13 protein-coding genes are annotated in these 15058 nt (G+C 69.2%); 7 read left to right on the forward strand and 6 right to left on the reverse strand.

The annotated features are described in order from the left end of the window. Positions 1-21: 21 nt before the first annotated feature. Positions 22-384 (reverse strand): phasin, encoded by a 363-nt coding sequence (locus tag MKK54_RS05230; protein ID WP_244009653.1) that lies wholly within the window; start codon positions 382-384, stop codon positions 22-24. A 125-nt stretch (positions 385-509) separates the two neighbouring features. Further along, the gene (locus tag MKK54_RS05235) at positions 510-1763 is read right to left on the reverse strand and encodes a glycosyltransferase (protein ID WP_244009655.1); all 1254 of its coding nucleotides are present in this window, start codon (positions 1761-1763) and stop codon (positions 510-512) included. Between the two features lie 139 nt (positions 1764-1902). Between MKK54_RS05235 and MKK54_RS05240 the strand changes: the two genes are divergently transcribed. From MKK54_RS05240 to MKK54_RS05250, 3 genes are all read left to right on the forward strand, one after another. Then, a complete protein-coding gene (locus MKK54_RS05240; RefSeq protein ID WP_244009657.1) occupies positions 1903-3174 on the forward strand; it encodes a glycosyltransferase family 4 protein in 1272 nt (423 codons plus the stop codon). Between the two features lie 371 nt (positions 3175-3545). Next, positions 3546-5363, forward strand: coding sequence for an acyl-CoA thioesterase (locus tag MKK54_RS05245; RefSeq protein ID WP_244009658.1), 1818 nt, complete (start codon positions 3546-3548; stop codon positions 5361-5363). A 116-nt stretch (positions 5364-5479) separates the two neighbouring features. Beyond that, on the forward strand, positions 5480-5662 hold the full coding sequence (locus tag MKK54_RS05250) for a hypothetical protein (protein ID WP_244009659.1): 183 nt from the start codon (positions 5480-5482) through the stop codon (positions 5660-5662). A 98-nt stretch (positions 5663-5760) separates the two neighbouring features. Here MKK54_RS05250 and MKK54_RS05255 read toward each other — a convergent pair whose 3' ends face one another. Continuing rightward, complete coding sequence (locus tag MKK54_RS05255; RefSeq protein WP_244009660.1) at positions 5761-7443, reverse strand: acyl-CoA dehydrogenase family protein; 1683 nt, start codon at positions 7441-7443, stop codon at positions 5761-5763. 191 nt (positions 7444-7634) lie between these two features. Further along, entirely contained in the window at positions 7635-8507 is an 873-nt protein-coding gene (locus MKK54_RS05260) for a DMT family transporter (RefSeq protein ID WP_244009661.1), read from the reverse strand. Between the two features lie 140 nt (positions 8508-8647). Here MKK54_RS05260 and MKK54_RS05265 point away from each other — a divergent pair, with 140 nt between their 5' ends. Continuing rightward, on the forward strand, positions 8648-9532 hold the full coding sequence (locus MKK54_RS05265; protein ID WP_244009662.1) for a YihY/virulence factor BrkB family protein: 885 nt from the start codon (positions 8648-8650) through the stop codon (positions 9530-9532). 132 nt (positions 9533-9664) lie between these two features. After that, positions 9665-10489, forward strand: a complete 825-nt coding sequence (locus MKK54_RS05270; RefSeq protein ID WP_244009663.1) for a transglutaminase-like domain-containing protein — start codon at positions 9665-9667, stop codon at positions 10487-10489. A gap of 323 nt (positions 10490-10812) precedes the next feature. On the opposite strand, the gene MKK54_RS05275 is transcribed toward MKK54_RS05270, so the two are convergent. Further along, on the reverse strand, positions 10813-12588 hold the full coding sequence (locus MKK54_RS05275) for a glucan ABC transporter ATP-binding protein/ permease (RefSeq protein ID WP_244009665.1): 1776 nt from the start codon (positions 12586-12588) through the stop codon (positions 10813-10815). A gap of 231 nt (positions 12589-12819) precedes the next feature. Between MKK54_RS05275 and MKK54_RS05280 the strand changes: the two genes are divergently transcribed. Together MKK54_RS05280 and MKK54_RS05285 are read left to right on the forward strand one after the other, a co-directional pair. Next, positions 12820-13593 carry a motility protein A gene (locus tag MKK54_RS05280; protein ID WP_244009666.1) on the forward strand — a complete coding sequence of 258 codons (774 nt, stop codon included), beginning with the start codon at positions 12820-12822 and terminating at the stop codon, positions 13591-13593. Between the two features lie 51 nt (positions 13594-13644). Beyond that, positions 13645-14478: a flagellar motor protein MotB gene (locus MKK54_RS05285; RefSeq protein ID WP_244009667.1), complete on the forward strand. Its 834-nt coding sequence runs from the start codon at positions 13645-13647 to the stop codon at positions 14476-14478. Between the two features lie 67 nt (positions 14479-14545). On the opposite strand, the gene MKK54_RS05290 is transcribed toward MKK54_RS05285, so the two are convergent. Then, on the reverse strand, positions 14546-15058 hold the full coding sequence (locus tag MKK54_RS05290) for a CAP domain-containing protein (protein ID WP_409564131.1): 513 nt from the start codon (positions 15056-15058) through the stop codon (positions 14546-14548).

A 15058-nucleotide genomic window follows, 5' to 3' on the forward strand; every position in this document is an offset into this window, starting at 1 on the left:
GCCTCGGCCGGGACTGTCGGGTCAGGCGGACGGACGCAGGGTGTTCTGGGCGAGAGTGCCGAGATCCTTGGCCTGGGCCTGGAGATTGGCGATCTGGCTGCGCACGAACTCGGTCTGGAGCTCGATCGCCTCGCGCACGTCGCGGCTGCGGACGAGCTTCTGGGCGAAATCGAAGGTGGCCGCCGCGTTCTCCTGAACCTGATCGAGGCCCTTGGCGACCACGCCCTGCATCGACTCCTGGACCGACTTCGAGCTGGTCTGCATCTGCTCGGCGGTCTTGATGGCGGTGCTGATGAAGGTGCCGACGGCGGTGCGGGCCTGGTCGACGCTCTTCTCGGCAAGGGCGCGCATCTCGGCGGGGATCTCGAAGGTCTGGCCGTTCATTTCGGTTCTCTCCAGGGCGATCGCGCGATTCGGCGCGCTGCAAAGGCTTTATGTTGCGGTGCAACATGATCGTCAAGGGCAGATCGTGGAAAGTGGCACAATTTTGCCGGCATGCATGCCGGCCTTCAGGCGGCCGATGCCACCCGGCTCCCGTGTCGCGGAGATGTTCCGCGCGCCGCCAGGATGCGTTCGTAGACGCCGATCAGAGCGGCGGCGTGAGCGGCCAGGGTCATGGGCGCCGCCCAGTACCGCGCATGGGCCGCCGCGCCGAGACGGCCGACCGTGCTCCCGTCCGTGAGGGCGGCGAGCGCCCGCGTGACGGCGTCCACATCGGGCGAAACGGAAAAACCGTTCACCCCGTCGACCACCTTCTCGGCCGCGCCCGAGCGCTTCGAGGCGACGACCGGCAGGCCATGGGCCAGGGCCTCGTAGATCGTGAGCGGCCCGGTCTCGTACCAGCGCGACGGGGCCGCGACCGCCCGCGCCCGCCGGCGCAGGATGCTCCAGACGGTCTCGGGCGACTGCCAGCCGAGCAGTTCGACGTCGGGGCGGCCGCGCAGCTCGGCCTCCAGGGGGCCGGCGCCGATGAACAGGGCGGGAAGGCCGGCCGCCCGGGCGGCATCGGCCACGAGGTCGGCGCCCTTCTCGCGGGTGAGGCGCCCGACATACGCGATGGCGTCGCCCTGGGCCGGATCGGCCGCCGGGCCTTCCGCCACGCGCACCGGATTGTCGACCCGGTGATGGGTGAGCGACGGGCCCCGCATCAGGGCGCCCATGCGCGGCACGCTCGCATCGCAGACGTGGATGACGTCGAGGCGGTGCTGCTTCAGCGCAGCGCGCAGGGACACCGAGCGGCCGACCCGCACGAGCTTGTGCAGCCGGCTCCTGCCATCGCAGGGCGCGGCGATACAGGCCGCGGAGAGCGGCGTCAGGGCGCAGGGCTCGGCCCGGTCGAAGCGGTAATAGACCCCGTTCGGGCAGGCGAGGAAGTAGTCGTGCAGGGTCGCCGCCACGGGTAGATCGCGCGCGAACAGGGTCGGGAACACGCTCGGCGACAGGCTGCGGGTCCATTGGTGGAGATGGACGAGGTCGGGGCGCACGGGCAGCGCGTCGAGCGCCGCGCCGAGGCGGCTCGCGGCCTCCGCGTCCCAGAGTCCGGTCACGGCCGCCCTGTGCGCGGGGCGCTTCCAGATGTCGGTGTTGCCGAGGCTGATCCGGCGAATGCCCGGATGGTCGAGCAGCGGATCCGCCGGTCCGTCGATTGCCTGGATGTAGGTGACGTCGACGCCCGCCTCGGCGAGGCCGCGCGCGGATTCCACCGCCACCTTCTCGGCCCCCCCGCTCGCCACCGCGAATTCGGCCAACACGACGATCTGCATGGGAATGCCCAAGAATTTCGGGGGCGCCGGGATGATCTTGCGCCTGCCTTCGAGGTTTACCGGAGATCAACGCACGTTCGGTAAAGATCGGGTCGTCACTCTCGGGGCCGCGAATCCCGTCGGCCGGGACCGTTCCGCCATGCACGTCGTCCTCGTCGTCGACCACGCCTACGTGAATGGCGGGCAGGCCAAGGTGGCCCTGGATGCCGGCCTCGGCCTGCGGGCGCGGGGACACCGCGTCACCGTGTTCGCCGCCGTCGGCCCCGCCGACCCGCGCCTGGAAGCGGCCGGCATCCGCGTCGTCTGCCTCGGGCAGGACGACATCGGAACGACCACCAACAAGCTGGCCTTCGCCGCCCAGGCGATCTGGAACCGCGTCGCCGCCCGCCGCCTCGCGGCCGAACTGCGCGGGCTCGACCCACGGGACACGGTGGTCCACGTCCACGCCTTCGCCAAGGCGCTCTCGCCGTCGATCGGGCGGAGCCTCGCGGCCTCGGGGCTGCCGCTGCTCTACACCATGCACGAGTTCTTCCTCGTCTGCCCGAATGGCGGGTTCTACGAGTATCCGGCGGCGCGGATCTGCCATCGCACGCCGATGTCGCTGGATTGCCTGACCACGAACTGCGATGCCCGCAGCTATCCGCGCAAGCTCCTGCGCGTCGTGCGCCACGCCGCCCTCGAGCATGTGGCGGGCATGAAGGCGCTGTTTCCGCACGTCGTGACCATCAGCGCCCTGCAGGAGCGGGTGATCACCCCGCACCTGCCCGCCGCGACCCGGTTCCACCGGGTCGACAACCCGATCGCGGTGACGAAGGCCCCGGCGCGTTCCGGCCCTCCGGGCGACGTGCTCTTCGTCGGACGCATCTCCACGGAGAAGGGCGCGCCGATCTTCGCCGAGGCCGCGCGCCGGGCCGGCATCCGCCCCGTCTTCGTCGGCGACGGTCCGGCGCGGGCCGATCTCGAAGCCCGCTATCCCGAGGCGGTGATGCTCGGCTGGCGGGACGAGGCCGGCGTCCACGAACTGATGCGCAGCGCCCGCGCCCTGGTGTTTCCCAGCGTCTGGTACGAGGGACAGCCGCTGACCGTCTACGAGGCGCTGGCCTGCGGGGCGCCGGTGATCGTGAGCGATGCCTGCGCGGGGCGTGAGGCGGTGGAGGATGGCGCGACCGGCTACTGGTTCCGGTCCGGCGACGCCGACGCGCTCGCCGCCCATCTGACGCGGCTCGAGGACGACGACCTCGCCGATCGGATGGGCCGAGCGGCCTACGAACGCTACTGGGCGGCGCCCCTCAGCATCGAAGCCCATCTCGACCGGATCGGTGCCGTCTACGAACTCGTCCTGCGGGACGCGCTGGGCGCGGGCCTCCGCACGGTTCGAAACGCGCGGTCCCCGGTGCCGGCCGCGCCCTGAGCCGGAGGCTCGGCGCCCTCGACCCGACACCTGTGACCCTTCGGCCGGCTTGTACCCGGTCTCATCCCGGTTCGGCGGACGCCCGCCGTCGCGCGGGCAGACCTCGCGGGCAGACCTCGATTGAGTCACGCGCATCGAGGCCTGTCGTTAACGGCGCGGTAACGAACTCGCTTGGGACGGTCCGAACCTCCCCTGGCTATTCCGGGCGGAGCGGGTGATAATCCTCAGATCAGAGGGATGAATCCAAAGCTCGCGGGAGCGACCCTGCTTATTAGGGTGGCATGTGCTCATGGAAAGAACAAGTAAGTTCCTCATGGCCCGTGGCTAGAGCGTTGGAAATACCCTGTCCGTCGTAAATTGGCGCGATCGAGATGCCGTCATCATTCCTTCGTTCCCTGGTCTGGGCGCCGACGATCGCACTGTCCTGGCTCTGGGGGCTCGGTTTCTTCTACGCCATCCATGTCACGCTGACCTATGGATGGCTGGGTTTCATCGCATTCGCGGTGCCCAATGCAACGGGGCTGTTCCTCTTCGGCTGGATCCTGAATTCACCGCGCAGGGAACCGGAACAGATCCTGTCGAAGGCCGGCGGCCAATACACGTTGCTGTTTCTGCTCTGTCAGATTTTTGCCGTTGCCATCACGATCTTCGGATTTGCTTCCTGCCTCTGGATTCCTCTCTTCGGAGAGCATTCGGGCGTCGTCGTCGCGCTCCTGCTGCTGCTGTCCTGCGCGGTCGGGCACGCGGTGCCCCTGGCCCGGCTGCGTCTCCTGCACATCGCCTATCTGCCGCTCGGCGTCGCGGCGGGGCTCCTGGCGCTCTGGGCTCTGCGCGCCGCGCCGGTGACGCCGCCCCTCCCCCTGGCGGCGTTCGACGCGCGCTTCTACGGCCTCGTGCTGCCGACCCTGGTCGGCTTCCTGCTGGGGCCGTGGATGGACGTGCAGCAATGGCAGCGCGTGGTCGAAATCCGCCGGGCCGGCGCGTCGGCCGGGATCGCCTACGGGGCGGGCGCCCTGCTGTTCCTCGGCCTTCTCGCGCTCAATGCCGCCCTCGCGGCGGCCGCGGGCCGTGGTCACGTGGTGATCACGGCCGACGGACTTCCGGCGGCGCAGGCCGCGGTCGCCCTGGCGATCCGGGCCGCTCACCTCGATCTCGCGGCGATCGGGTTCACGATCTGGGCGGCGATCGCCGTGGTGTCGACGATCGACAGCGCCTATTGCGCGACGCGCTGGCTGATGAGTGGGATCACTACGCGCAGCACCGCGCCGCTGATGGCCTTCGTCCCCGAGGGGCTCGTCTCGTCGCCCGTCTCGCTCATGCTCGCCGCCGGGGGCATCGCGATCGCGATGGTGTCGAACGACCTGTCCCTCATCTACCTGATGATCCCGTTCGCGACGCTCCTCGTCGGGTCCGCCGCCTGCCTCGTCTGCACGGCTTTCGGGGTGACCCAGCGACACGATGCCGTGCTCAACCTGATGATCGGCCTGGCGGCCGCCATCGTCTTCCTGGCGGGCTACGTCGCGCCGGTTCCGGTCTTCCTGACGCTCGCCCCGCTGATCGGGCTGATCGGAGCGGTTCCGTTGCTGCTGGAGCGTCTCGGCTGGCGCGCGAAGGCGCCCCCGCCCGAAGCCGCGATCGAGGCGGGCGCCACTCGCGAGGTCGCGACCGTGCATCCCATGCCCCGGCCGGAATCCGGCGCGTCGCACGGTTTCGACGGAGAGTGGTTCGTCCTGCGCATGACGCCCACCTACGACGACACCAACTCGGTGGGAAACATCTACTTCGCCAACTACTTCCGCTGGGTCGGCAAGGCCCGGGAGCTGTTCTTCAACATCTGCGTCCCGGACTTCGACCTCAGCCGCACGGATTTCTACATCCTCACGCGCTCGTTCACCCATGACTTCCGGCGCGAGGCGCGGGAATTCGATCCGGTCACGGTTCGGATCAAGGTGGCGGAGCACAACCGCAAGTTCGTCACCCTGGCGCACGAGATCCACAGCGACACCCACGGGCTTCTCGGTCGCGGCGAACAGACCCTGATGTTCGTGGATCCGCGGAGCTATCGCCCGCTCGATATCCCGCGCGTCGTGCTCGAGGGCTTCTTTCCCTACCTCCCCGCGACTTCGGCCTACGTCGCCCGTCGCGCCGCCGCCCTGGCCGAGGGGCAGACGGTTCGGGCGATCGGATAGGAAATCCCGCACCCCCGCGCGGAGATTCGGGAAACAGGCTCGTGCGGCCCGCGTTGATCCGGCTCACGTGCCGATGACGGCGCCTGCCGCAGAATGCAGAACGAGGAGTGCCGCCCATGGCCGACCAGCAGAAGCCCCCGGAGACGGACACCATCTCCACGACCGGCAAACCCGCCCCGAAGGATTCCGACAAGAACCGCCCCGAGAACCAGCAGGGCGAACTCGACCAGCGCCTGGACGAGGGGCTGAAGGAGACGTTTCCGTCGAGCGACCCGGTCTCGGTGAAGGTGACGAAGTAAGGCGTACGCGCTCGCTTCGGGAGCCGAAGACAAAACGCCGGGGTGAGCGATCACCCCGGCGTCCCGTCATGCATTCATGCGGCTCGGCCGCGACGCGTTCAGGCGGCTTCGAGCAGGCGGCGCGCGATGACCTGGGCCTGGATCTCGGCGGCGCCCTCGAAGATCGAGAGGATGCGCGCGTCGCAAAGCACGCGGCTCACCGCGTATTCCAGGGCGAAGCCGTTGCCGCCGTGGATCTGGAGGGCGTTGTCGGCCGCCGCCCAGGCGACGCGGGCGCCGAGCAGCTTGGCCATGCCGGCCTCGAGGTCGCAGCGCTTGCCCTCGTCTTTCTCGCGCGCCGAGAAGTAGGTGAGCTGCCGGGCGATGTTGATCTCCACCGCCATCATGGCGATCTTGTCGGCCACGCGCGGGAAGTTGATGAGCGCCTTGCCGAACTGCACGCGCTCCTCGGCGTAGCGGAGGCCCAGGTCAAGGGCGCATTGCGCCACGCCGATGGCGCGGGCCGCCGTCTGGATGCGGGCGGATTCGAAGGTCTGCATGAGCTGGGCGAAGCCCTTGCCCTCGACCTCGCCGAGGAGGTTGCCGGCCGGCACCTCGAAATTGTCGAAGGCGAGTTCGTACTCCTTCATGCCGCGATAGCCGAGAACGTGGATCTCGCCGCCGGACAGGCCCTCGACCGGGAAAGGCTCGGCATCGGTGCCGCGCGGCTTCTCGGCGATGAGCAGCGACAGACCCTTGTGGCCCTTCTCCTCGGGCTTGGTGCGCACGAGGCAGGTCATGATGTCGGCGCGCACGGGGTGCGTGATCCAGGTCTTGTTGCCCGAGATCTTCCAGACGTCACCGTCCTTGACCGCCTTGGTGCGGAGCGAGGCGAGGTCCGAGCCGGTGTTCGGCTCCGTGAACACGGCGGTGGGGAGCGTGTCGCCCGAGGCGATGCCGGGCAGGAAGCGATGCTTCTGCTCCTCGGTGCCGCCGCACAGGATGAGTTCGGCGGCGATCTCCGAGCGGGTGCCGAGGGACCCGACGCCGATATAGGCGCGGGACAGTTCCTCGGAGACCACGCACATGGAGATCTTCGGCAGGCCCATGCCGCCGTATTCCTCCGGGATGGTCAGGCCGAAGACGCCGAGTTCGGCCATCTTGGTGACGATCTCCATCGGGATGTAGGCGTTCTGGCTGTGCCATTCGTGGGCGTGCGGCACGACCTCGGCGAGGCCGAAGCGGCGCATCTCGGAGCGGATCGCCTCCATGTCCTCGTCGAGGCCGGACTTGCCGATGGTGGCCGCGCCGCCGTTGTCGCGGATGCGGGCGACGAGGGCGGCGCGGTTCTCGGCCGTGTTGCCCTCGGCGATCAGGCTCTCCACCGCCTCGGTGCGGAACTTCGCGACCTCGCGCGCGGCGAGGCCGAGGGAGCCGGTGGGGCGCACCATCTCGCCCTGGCTCATCGGGATGCCGGAGAACATCTGGTCGAGGTACTCGCCGAGACCGATCTTCACGAGCAGGGTCTCGGTCTCGCCGAACTCACCGGCCTCCGTCAGGCGCTGCGCGTAGGCGCCGAGTTCGCGCACGCCCTCCGCATAGGTGGCGATCCAGGCCAGACCGTGGGTGGCGTGCTGCTCGGCTTCCATCTTCTCGGCCGAGATCTTGCCCTCGTCCGAGAGGACGGTGGTCCGCACCCGGCGGGTCGCCTCGGCGACGAGACCCTTGGCGGCCTCGCTCGCGTCGCGCGCCAGGGACAGAAGATCCTGCGGTTCGGTCGAGACGACGGGGGAGGCGGACATGGCAAGCTCGCTGCTGAAGGAATGAGACTTTGGTGCTCATTATAGGCAGGTTTGCCGACCCTGTAGAGGCGTCTCGCCGCAGCGCGAGATTATCCGGCCTGAATGCATTATTCGCGGGGGCGAAAAACCCTTACGTTTCTTCGCCGATGCAGGTCGGATGAATTTTATTGAGGCGTCTCACAAAGAAAAAGTCATCCCCGGCTGGCGATCGCGACGCCCATCGCGGCCAGCGCCATGCCGCCCATCTGCACCGGCGCCAGGGCCTCGCCGAACAGCGCGTAGGCCATCACGGCCGAGACCGGCGGCACCAGGAAGAGCAGCGACGCGACGCCCGCCACCGCCCCTCGCCGGATCAGGGCCAGGAGCAGCAGGATTCCCGCGACGGAGTTGACGAGGATCGACCAGGCGAGCCCCCACCAGAGCGGAGGCGAGGCATCGAACCGGCCGGTTCCGAGCATCAGCGCCACCGGAACCGCGAGGAACGCGGCGCCGACGAACTGGATCGCCGCATTGCTGAGAAGGTCCGCGCCACCGCCGCGGCTCTTCTGCAGGAGCGTGCCGCCGGTCATGGCCACCATGGCGGCGAGGCAGGCGGCGAGGGCCGGAACCGGGATGCCGGCGGAATCCGGTGCGCCGACCTTCGGAGCCAGCACCAGGAGCGCGCCGGAGAAGCCCGCCGCGATGCCGAGCCAGCGCCGCCGGCTCACCCGCTCGCCGAGGACCGGACCCGCGAGCATGGCGGTGAGGAGCGGCTGCAGGCTGCCGACCAGGGCCGCGATGCCGGCGGGCAGGCCGTGCTGGACCGACCAGAACACGCCGATGACGTAGATGCCCTGCATCAGCACGCCCGCCAGGGCGGCGTGGAGCCAGTCGGCACGATTGCGCGGCCAGCGCGCCCCGAGCACCCGGGCGAGACCCGCCAGGATCAGCGCGACGCCGACGACGCGGATCGCCACGAAGGTGAAGGCCTCGGCATGCGGCGCCACGAAGCGCGCGGCGACGAAGCCTGTCGCCCAGATCAGGACGAAGAGGGCGGGGACGAGGGCCGGGGTGGCATGAGGCATGGCACGCGCAGGCACCACGGCACTCCGGAAAATTCAACCGGGTTCTGCTCTGGTCGACCGACGGGGCGTTGCGCGAACGGTCCGCGTTGCGTTTAGAAGACACGCTCTCCGTCCGATCCCCGAGGACAAGTCCCCGCCCCGTGAGTCCCATCCGCAAACCCATCGAGATCGCGAACGTCGCCGCGCAGCGCTTCGTCGCGCATGACGGCTGGGCCATCGCCAGCCACATCGCGCTCTCGAGCCTCACCGCCCTGTTTCCGTTCCTCATCCTGCTCGCGGCCCTGGCGGGCCTGTTCGGGACGAAGTCCCTCGCCGACGAGGCCGGCGTCCTCATCTTCGATGCCTGGCCGCGCGAGGTCGCCAAGCCCATCGTGGGCGAGGTGCATCGGGTGCTCACCGAGCAGCGCGGCGGCGTGCTCACGATCGGCGCACTGCTGGCGCTGTACTTCTCGTCCTCGGGCGTGGAGAGCCTGCGGGTCGGACTCAACCGCGCCTATGGCCTGCGCGAGTCGCGGCCCTGGTGGCTGACGCGGCTGGAATCCATCGGCTACGTCGTCTGCGGCGCCTTCGCGATGCTGGCCTTCGCGCTCCTCGTCGTGCTGGGGCCGTTGATCTGGCGCAAGGTCATCAACGTCGCCCCCGGCCTGGAGCCCCTGAGCCTCACGGTCGCCATCGGACGGATCGGCATCACGGCGTTCCTGCTGCTCACCGTCCTCATCATCGCCCACAAGTTCGTCGCCACGGGGCGCCGTTCCGTTCTGGCGGTGGTTCCCGGCATCGCCGTGACGCTGCTGCTCTGGTTCCTGGCCGGGCTCGGATTCGGCTATTACCTCGACCGGTTCTCAAATGCCTACGCCTCCACCTATGGCGGTCTGGCCACCGCGATGGTGTTCCTGGTCTTCCTCTACTGGCTCGCGGCGATGTTCCTGTTCGGCGGCGAGATCAATGGCACCGTCATTGCAGCGCGTCGGGTGCGGCTCCAGGCGCGGATGCAGGAAAAGCAGGCACGGGCCCGCGGGCTCTGAGCCGGCTGCTTCATCTGCGCGCAGAACGCGCGATGACATCCGCCTGTGACCTTTGCGGCCTAGTGTCTCCGAGCGGGGGCAGGCAGTGAGGCATGCAGGCGACGGCGTGGTGGCCGGCCCGGGGGAGCTTCGATGCGGATCAGGTTCGGTTGCGAGATGGGTTATGAATTCCCACAACCGACCCCGCTGATCGCCCGCCTCAACGCCTACCCGGTCAAGGGCCTCGCGGCCGTCCCGCCGGACGTCCTCACCCTCGATCCGCCCCTGCCGGTGCGCACCTTTCGCGACGTGTTCGGCAACCGCGCCGTGCGCTTCGTGGCCCCCGCCGGCGCGATGACCCTCAGCGTCCGGGCCGAGATCGACGATGACGGCGCCCTCGACCCCGTGGTGCCGGAGGCCGGGGAGCACCGGGTCGAGGACCTTCCGGAGGAGGCCCTGCCCTTCCTCGTGGCGAGCCGCTACTGCGAGTCGGATCTACTCTCCGGCGACGCCTGGGCCCTGTTCGGCCACCTGGAGCCCGGCTGGTCGCGCGTGCAGGCGATCTGCGACTACGTCCACGGCCACATCACCTTCGGCTACGGCTACGCCCATGTGGACCGGACCGCGGCGGACGCGTTCGCGAGCCGGCGCGGCGTCTGTCGCGACTACGCCCACCTGTTCGTGGCCTTCTGCCGGGCGCTGAACATCCCGACCCGCTACTGCACCGGCTATCTCAGCTTCATCGGCGAGCCGGAACCGCACGCCCCGGGCGACTTCGCCGCCTGGACGGAAGTCTATCTCGGGGGCGCCTGGCACGTCTTCGATCCGCGCAACAACGCGCCCCGTCGGGGCCGCATCCTCGTGGCGCGCGGCCGGGACGCGGCGGACGTGCCGCTGACCCACACCTTCGGCTCGAACCGCCTGACCCGGTTCCGGGTCTGGGCTGAGGACGCGGCCGTTCCGGCCAGCGCGGACTGATCCGGCCTCAGCCCGCTCGGAGCGGAACGCCAATCCGTGAAGCCATCGAACAGGGTTCGCTCGCGGCCGATCGGGCTTGAACGGCAAGGGGTTGCGCGCCGAACCCGAACCGGCACCGGAACGTCGTCGCGACGTGGGGGACCGGGGTCGCGGTATGGCGCCCGGGCTACCTACCCAGCGGATGGGAGGCGGACGGAGAATCCGCCTGACGCTGCCGCGAAAACTTCCGAAAGCCGTTGCAAGTGCCTGCGAACGAAACAGAAAAAGCCCTTCCGAAGTGACCCGGAAGGGCTTTTTCACGAGACTTCGGTGTCGTGGACGGATCAGGCCGCCAGGAGAAGCTCCTCCGGCTCCTGCGAGGCCATGAACTGCGCCCGGGCGAGTTCCGCGAAGCGGCCGTTCTGGGCGACGAGGTCGTCGAAGTCGCCCGATTCCACGATCCGGCCCTCGTGGAAGACGAGGATGCGGTCGGCGTTGCGGATGGTCGCGAGGCGGTGCGCGATCACGAACGTGGTGCGGCCCTCCATCACGGCTTCCAGGGCGCCCTGGAGCTTGCGCTCCGTGGTGGCGTCGAGGGCGGAGGTCGCCTCGTCGAGGATCAGCACGGGCGGGTTCTTGAGCAGGGCGCGGGCGATGGAGAGGCGCTGGCGCTCGCCGCCGGAGAGCGAGCGGCCGCGCTCGCCGATCACCGTGTCGAGGCCGTCGGCCTGACGGGCCATGAACTCGGTGGCCTGGGCCCGCTCCAGGGCGTCGAGCATCTCGGCATCCGTGGCATCGGGGCGGCCGACCTGCAGGTTCTCCCGGATCGAGCGGGCGAACAGCATCGGCTCCTGGAAGACCACGCCGATGTTGTGGCGCAGGGACGAGAGGCCGATGTCGCGGATGTCGGTGCCGTCGATGCGGATGGCGCCGTGGTCGGGGTCGAAGGCGCGGTGCAGCAGGCCGAGGGTCGTCGACTTGCCCGAACCGGTGGTGCCGACCAGCGCGACGGTCTCGCCGGCCCGCGCCGTGAAGGAGACATCCTCCACCGCCTTGCGGCGGGCGTTGTAGGAGAAGCCGACGCCCTCGAACGCGACCTCGCCGTCGAAGCGCGCGACCTGCTGGGCGCCCGGACGATCGTGGACGGCCGGCGTGGTGTCGAGGATCTCGAAGAATTCCTGGATCTTGGGCATCTGCTGGAACAGCCCGTTGATGCAGGTGGCGACCTGGTCGAGGCGCGAGACCAGCATGGTGGCCAGACTCATGAAGGCCACGACCTCGCCGACGCTGGCCTGACCGTGCTGGTGCAGCGCGATGCCGGTGATGAAGATCGCCGTCATGGTCAGGGTCGCGGAGGCGCGGGTGGCGACGTTGGCGAGCGCCCACCAGGACAGGACCGGGATCTGCGCGGCGAGGAGGTTGCGGATGATGCCGTGCATCGCCTCCTTCTCGGCCTTGGCGCGGGTGAAGGACTGGATGACCGCGACGTTGCCCAGCGCGTCCGAGGCGTGCTCGGCCAGACCCGACTGATAGGCCTCGACCCGGCCCTGCAGGGTCTCGGTGCGGCGCATGACCAGGGTGGTGAGCGCCGTGAAGGCGAGGACGAGAACGACGAGGATCGCGCCAAGCTGCCAGTTCACGAACAGCGTCATGGGCAGCAGCACGATCAGCGAGACGAAGGCGACGAAATGGTCGCGGAAGAAGCCGAGCCAGAGCCAGAACATGCCGTTCGAGCCCTCCAGCATCGCCTTGAGGACGCGGCCCGAATGGTTCGAGGAGTGGAACGCCAGGGGCAGTTCGAGCACGTGCTCGAAGTAGTTCGCCATGGCCGACAGGCGGTTGCGGTGCGCGAGCCGGTCCGCGTGCAGGGCGATGGTGACGCCGGCCGCGATCGTGAACAGGCCGAAGGCGACCCAGGCGCCGATCAGCGGCGCCAGCGTGCCGAAGGCGTTGGTGTTGCGGTTGAGGTGGGTGAGCTGATCGATGATGCGGCCCATCAGCAGCGGCTCGGCGAACGCCGCCACGGCCAGGGCCACGTTGGCGCAGGCCAGCACCGCCGCGAGGCGACGGTCGGCCCCCAGGAGGCCCATGACGCGCGCATAAAGACGAACCAACGACATGATACCGTATGCTCCGTGCCGACCCGCGAAGGTCGCCAAACTCCCGCAGCCAAAACCGTTGGCGCTGTGTGCCTTATGTCCGGCGCTCCCTGAACGCTGCATGACCCGATCGGGCAGGGTTTGGCCAGGGTTTTTACGGTTCGTTCAACCTGATTCCGTAATCGTGGGGACGGCGCCTCGTCCCGTGGCGCCAACGCGGCATGCGGGCAGCCGCTCAGGCTTCGAGTGATCATGGATCTCGCAACCGGTATCGGCCTCGTCGGCGGCTTCGGCGTGGTCTTCGTTCTGATCATGATCGATGGCGGCAACTTCGCCGCCTATTTCGACAAGCACGCGGTCATCGTGATCTTCGGCGGCGCCACCGCCGCCACGATGATGCGCTTCCCCTTCTCGACGATGATGCACGGCCTGCCGATGGGCCTGCGCTACGCGTTCTCGATGCGGGCCATCAAGCCGCGCGACCTGATCGAGGAGATCACCAAGATCGCCGACGTGGTCCGGAAGTCCGGCCCGATGGCGCTGGAGAACATGGAGATCTCCGATCCCTTCCTGGCCCAGGGCGCGCGCTACATCGCCGACGGCTACGACCGCGAGTTCATCCGCGACACGATGGAACGCGACCGCGACAACTTCCTGATGCACCTCGACGAGGGCTCGAAGATCTACCGCGCCTTCGGCGACTGCGCGCCGGCCTGGGGCATGATCGGCACGATCCTCGGCATGGTGACGATGTTCGCCAACATGTCGGACCCCTCGAAGCTCGGCCCCGCCATGGCGACCGCGCTGCTGGCGACCCTCTACGGCGCGCTGATCGCCAACATGATCACCCTGCCGCTGGCCGACAAGCTGCACGTGAAGCTGGAGGAGGAGGACGTCTCCCGCTCCCTGATCATCGACGGCATCCTGCTGATCCGCGATGCCAAGAGCTCCTCGCTGGTGCGCGAGATGCTCATCGCCTACCTGCCGCACAACCATCGCGACGAGCTCGTGGCCGAGGCGGCCTGATGCGCATGACCGGGCGGACGATCATGGGCAAACCGGCGCGCGGCGGTTCCGATGGCTAAGAAGAAGCGCGGCGGCGCGCATGGCGGCCACGGCTGGTTCGTGACCTTCGCCGACCTGATGGCGCTGCTCATGAGCTTCTTCGTCATGATCGCCGCCTATTCGACCCAGGATCAGAAGAAGATGCAGGCGGTCGCCGGCTCCATGCGCGACGCCTTCGGCGTCAACAAGGAGTCGCGCTTCGCCGGCATCATCGAGAAGGACGGGCTCGCCCACGCGGACAAGGTGAAGTACCGGCGCGACATCCCGCCGGAACTCGCCTCCGACCACACGACGCCCCCGGCCGTCGACGGCAACGTCGACGAGGGCATGCCCGACAAGGGCTATCCGGATGGAGCCGGGCTCGCGGCGGCGAGCCTGCGCCAGGCGCTTCAGGACATGCCGGAGATCGCCGAACTGTCGAAGAACATCATCGTCGCGCCCTCGCAGCGCGGGGTCGACCTGTCCCTGGTCGATCAGGACGGCGCCTCGATGTTCCCCGACGGTTCGAGCCGGCCCAACGACCGCACCCGGCGCCTGCTGGAACGCCTGGCGCCGACCTTGCGCAAGATGGCGAACCGCATCGCAGTCACGGGCTACACCGCCAGCGACCGGCCCGGCACGCGGCCCCCCGCCCCGCCCTGGGAGCTTTCCGCCAACCGGGCGATCAGCGTGCGCGAAATCCTGGCCGGGAGCGGCGTTCCGGACGATCGCTTCGCCTCGGTGACGGGCAAGGCCGACACCGAACCGATGTTTCCCGACAATCCCTACCTGCCCGCCAACCGGCGGGTGACGGTGACGCTGCTGAGTGAAACCGCGCCGTTCCCCCGCATGAAGACCTTCCCTTGAGGCCGGTCCGCCATTCGCCGCTGCCGGACCGTCCGCCCGGAGCGAATCGGCGCGCGCCCCCCGGGCGCTACTTCGCGACGAGGAGCGCCCAGTAGACCTTGTACTTCGAGCCGGGCGCGTAGGCCGTGGCGATGCCCATGCGCTGGGCTTGGGGCGCCAGCAGGGTGGCGTTGTGGGCGGGGCTGTCGCGCCAGCCCGAGAACGCCTCGGCGAGGGTGTGGTAGCCGGCCGAGAGATTGGCCTCGGCGGACGCGAAGCCGAGGCGCTCCACCGCGTTCTTCACGGTCTGCGCCCGGCTCGGCCGGTCGGCCGCCGCCATGGCGGCGGCCTCGGCCTCCGCGAGCTTCTGGAGATCCGGATCGAGGCGCAGGGGCGCCAGGCCGCTGCGGGCCCGATAGGCGGAGATCATGTCGCGGGCCGTGCCCGCATCGACCTGCGCGCCCTGGCTCGTCATCGGCCAGTACAGGCTCGGCAGGGCGGCATTCACCGGCTCGGGCGTCGCGCAGGCCGCGAGCCCCAGGGGGGCGATCACGGCCAGGCCGATACCGAATCCGCGTCCCGTCCCCGAAATCCGTGCCAC

This window comes from Methylobacterium sp. J-068 (genome assembly GCF_022829445.1).
Classification (GTDB): domain Bacteria; phylum Pseudomonadota; class Alphaproteobacteria; order Rhizobiales; family Beijerinckiaceae; genus Methylobacterium.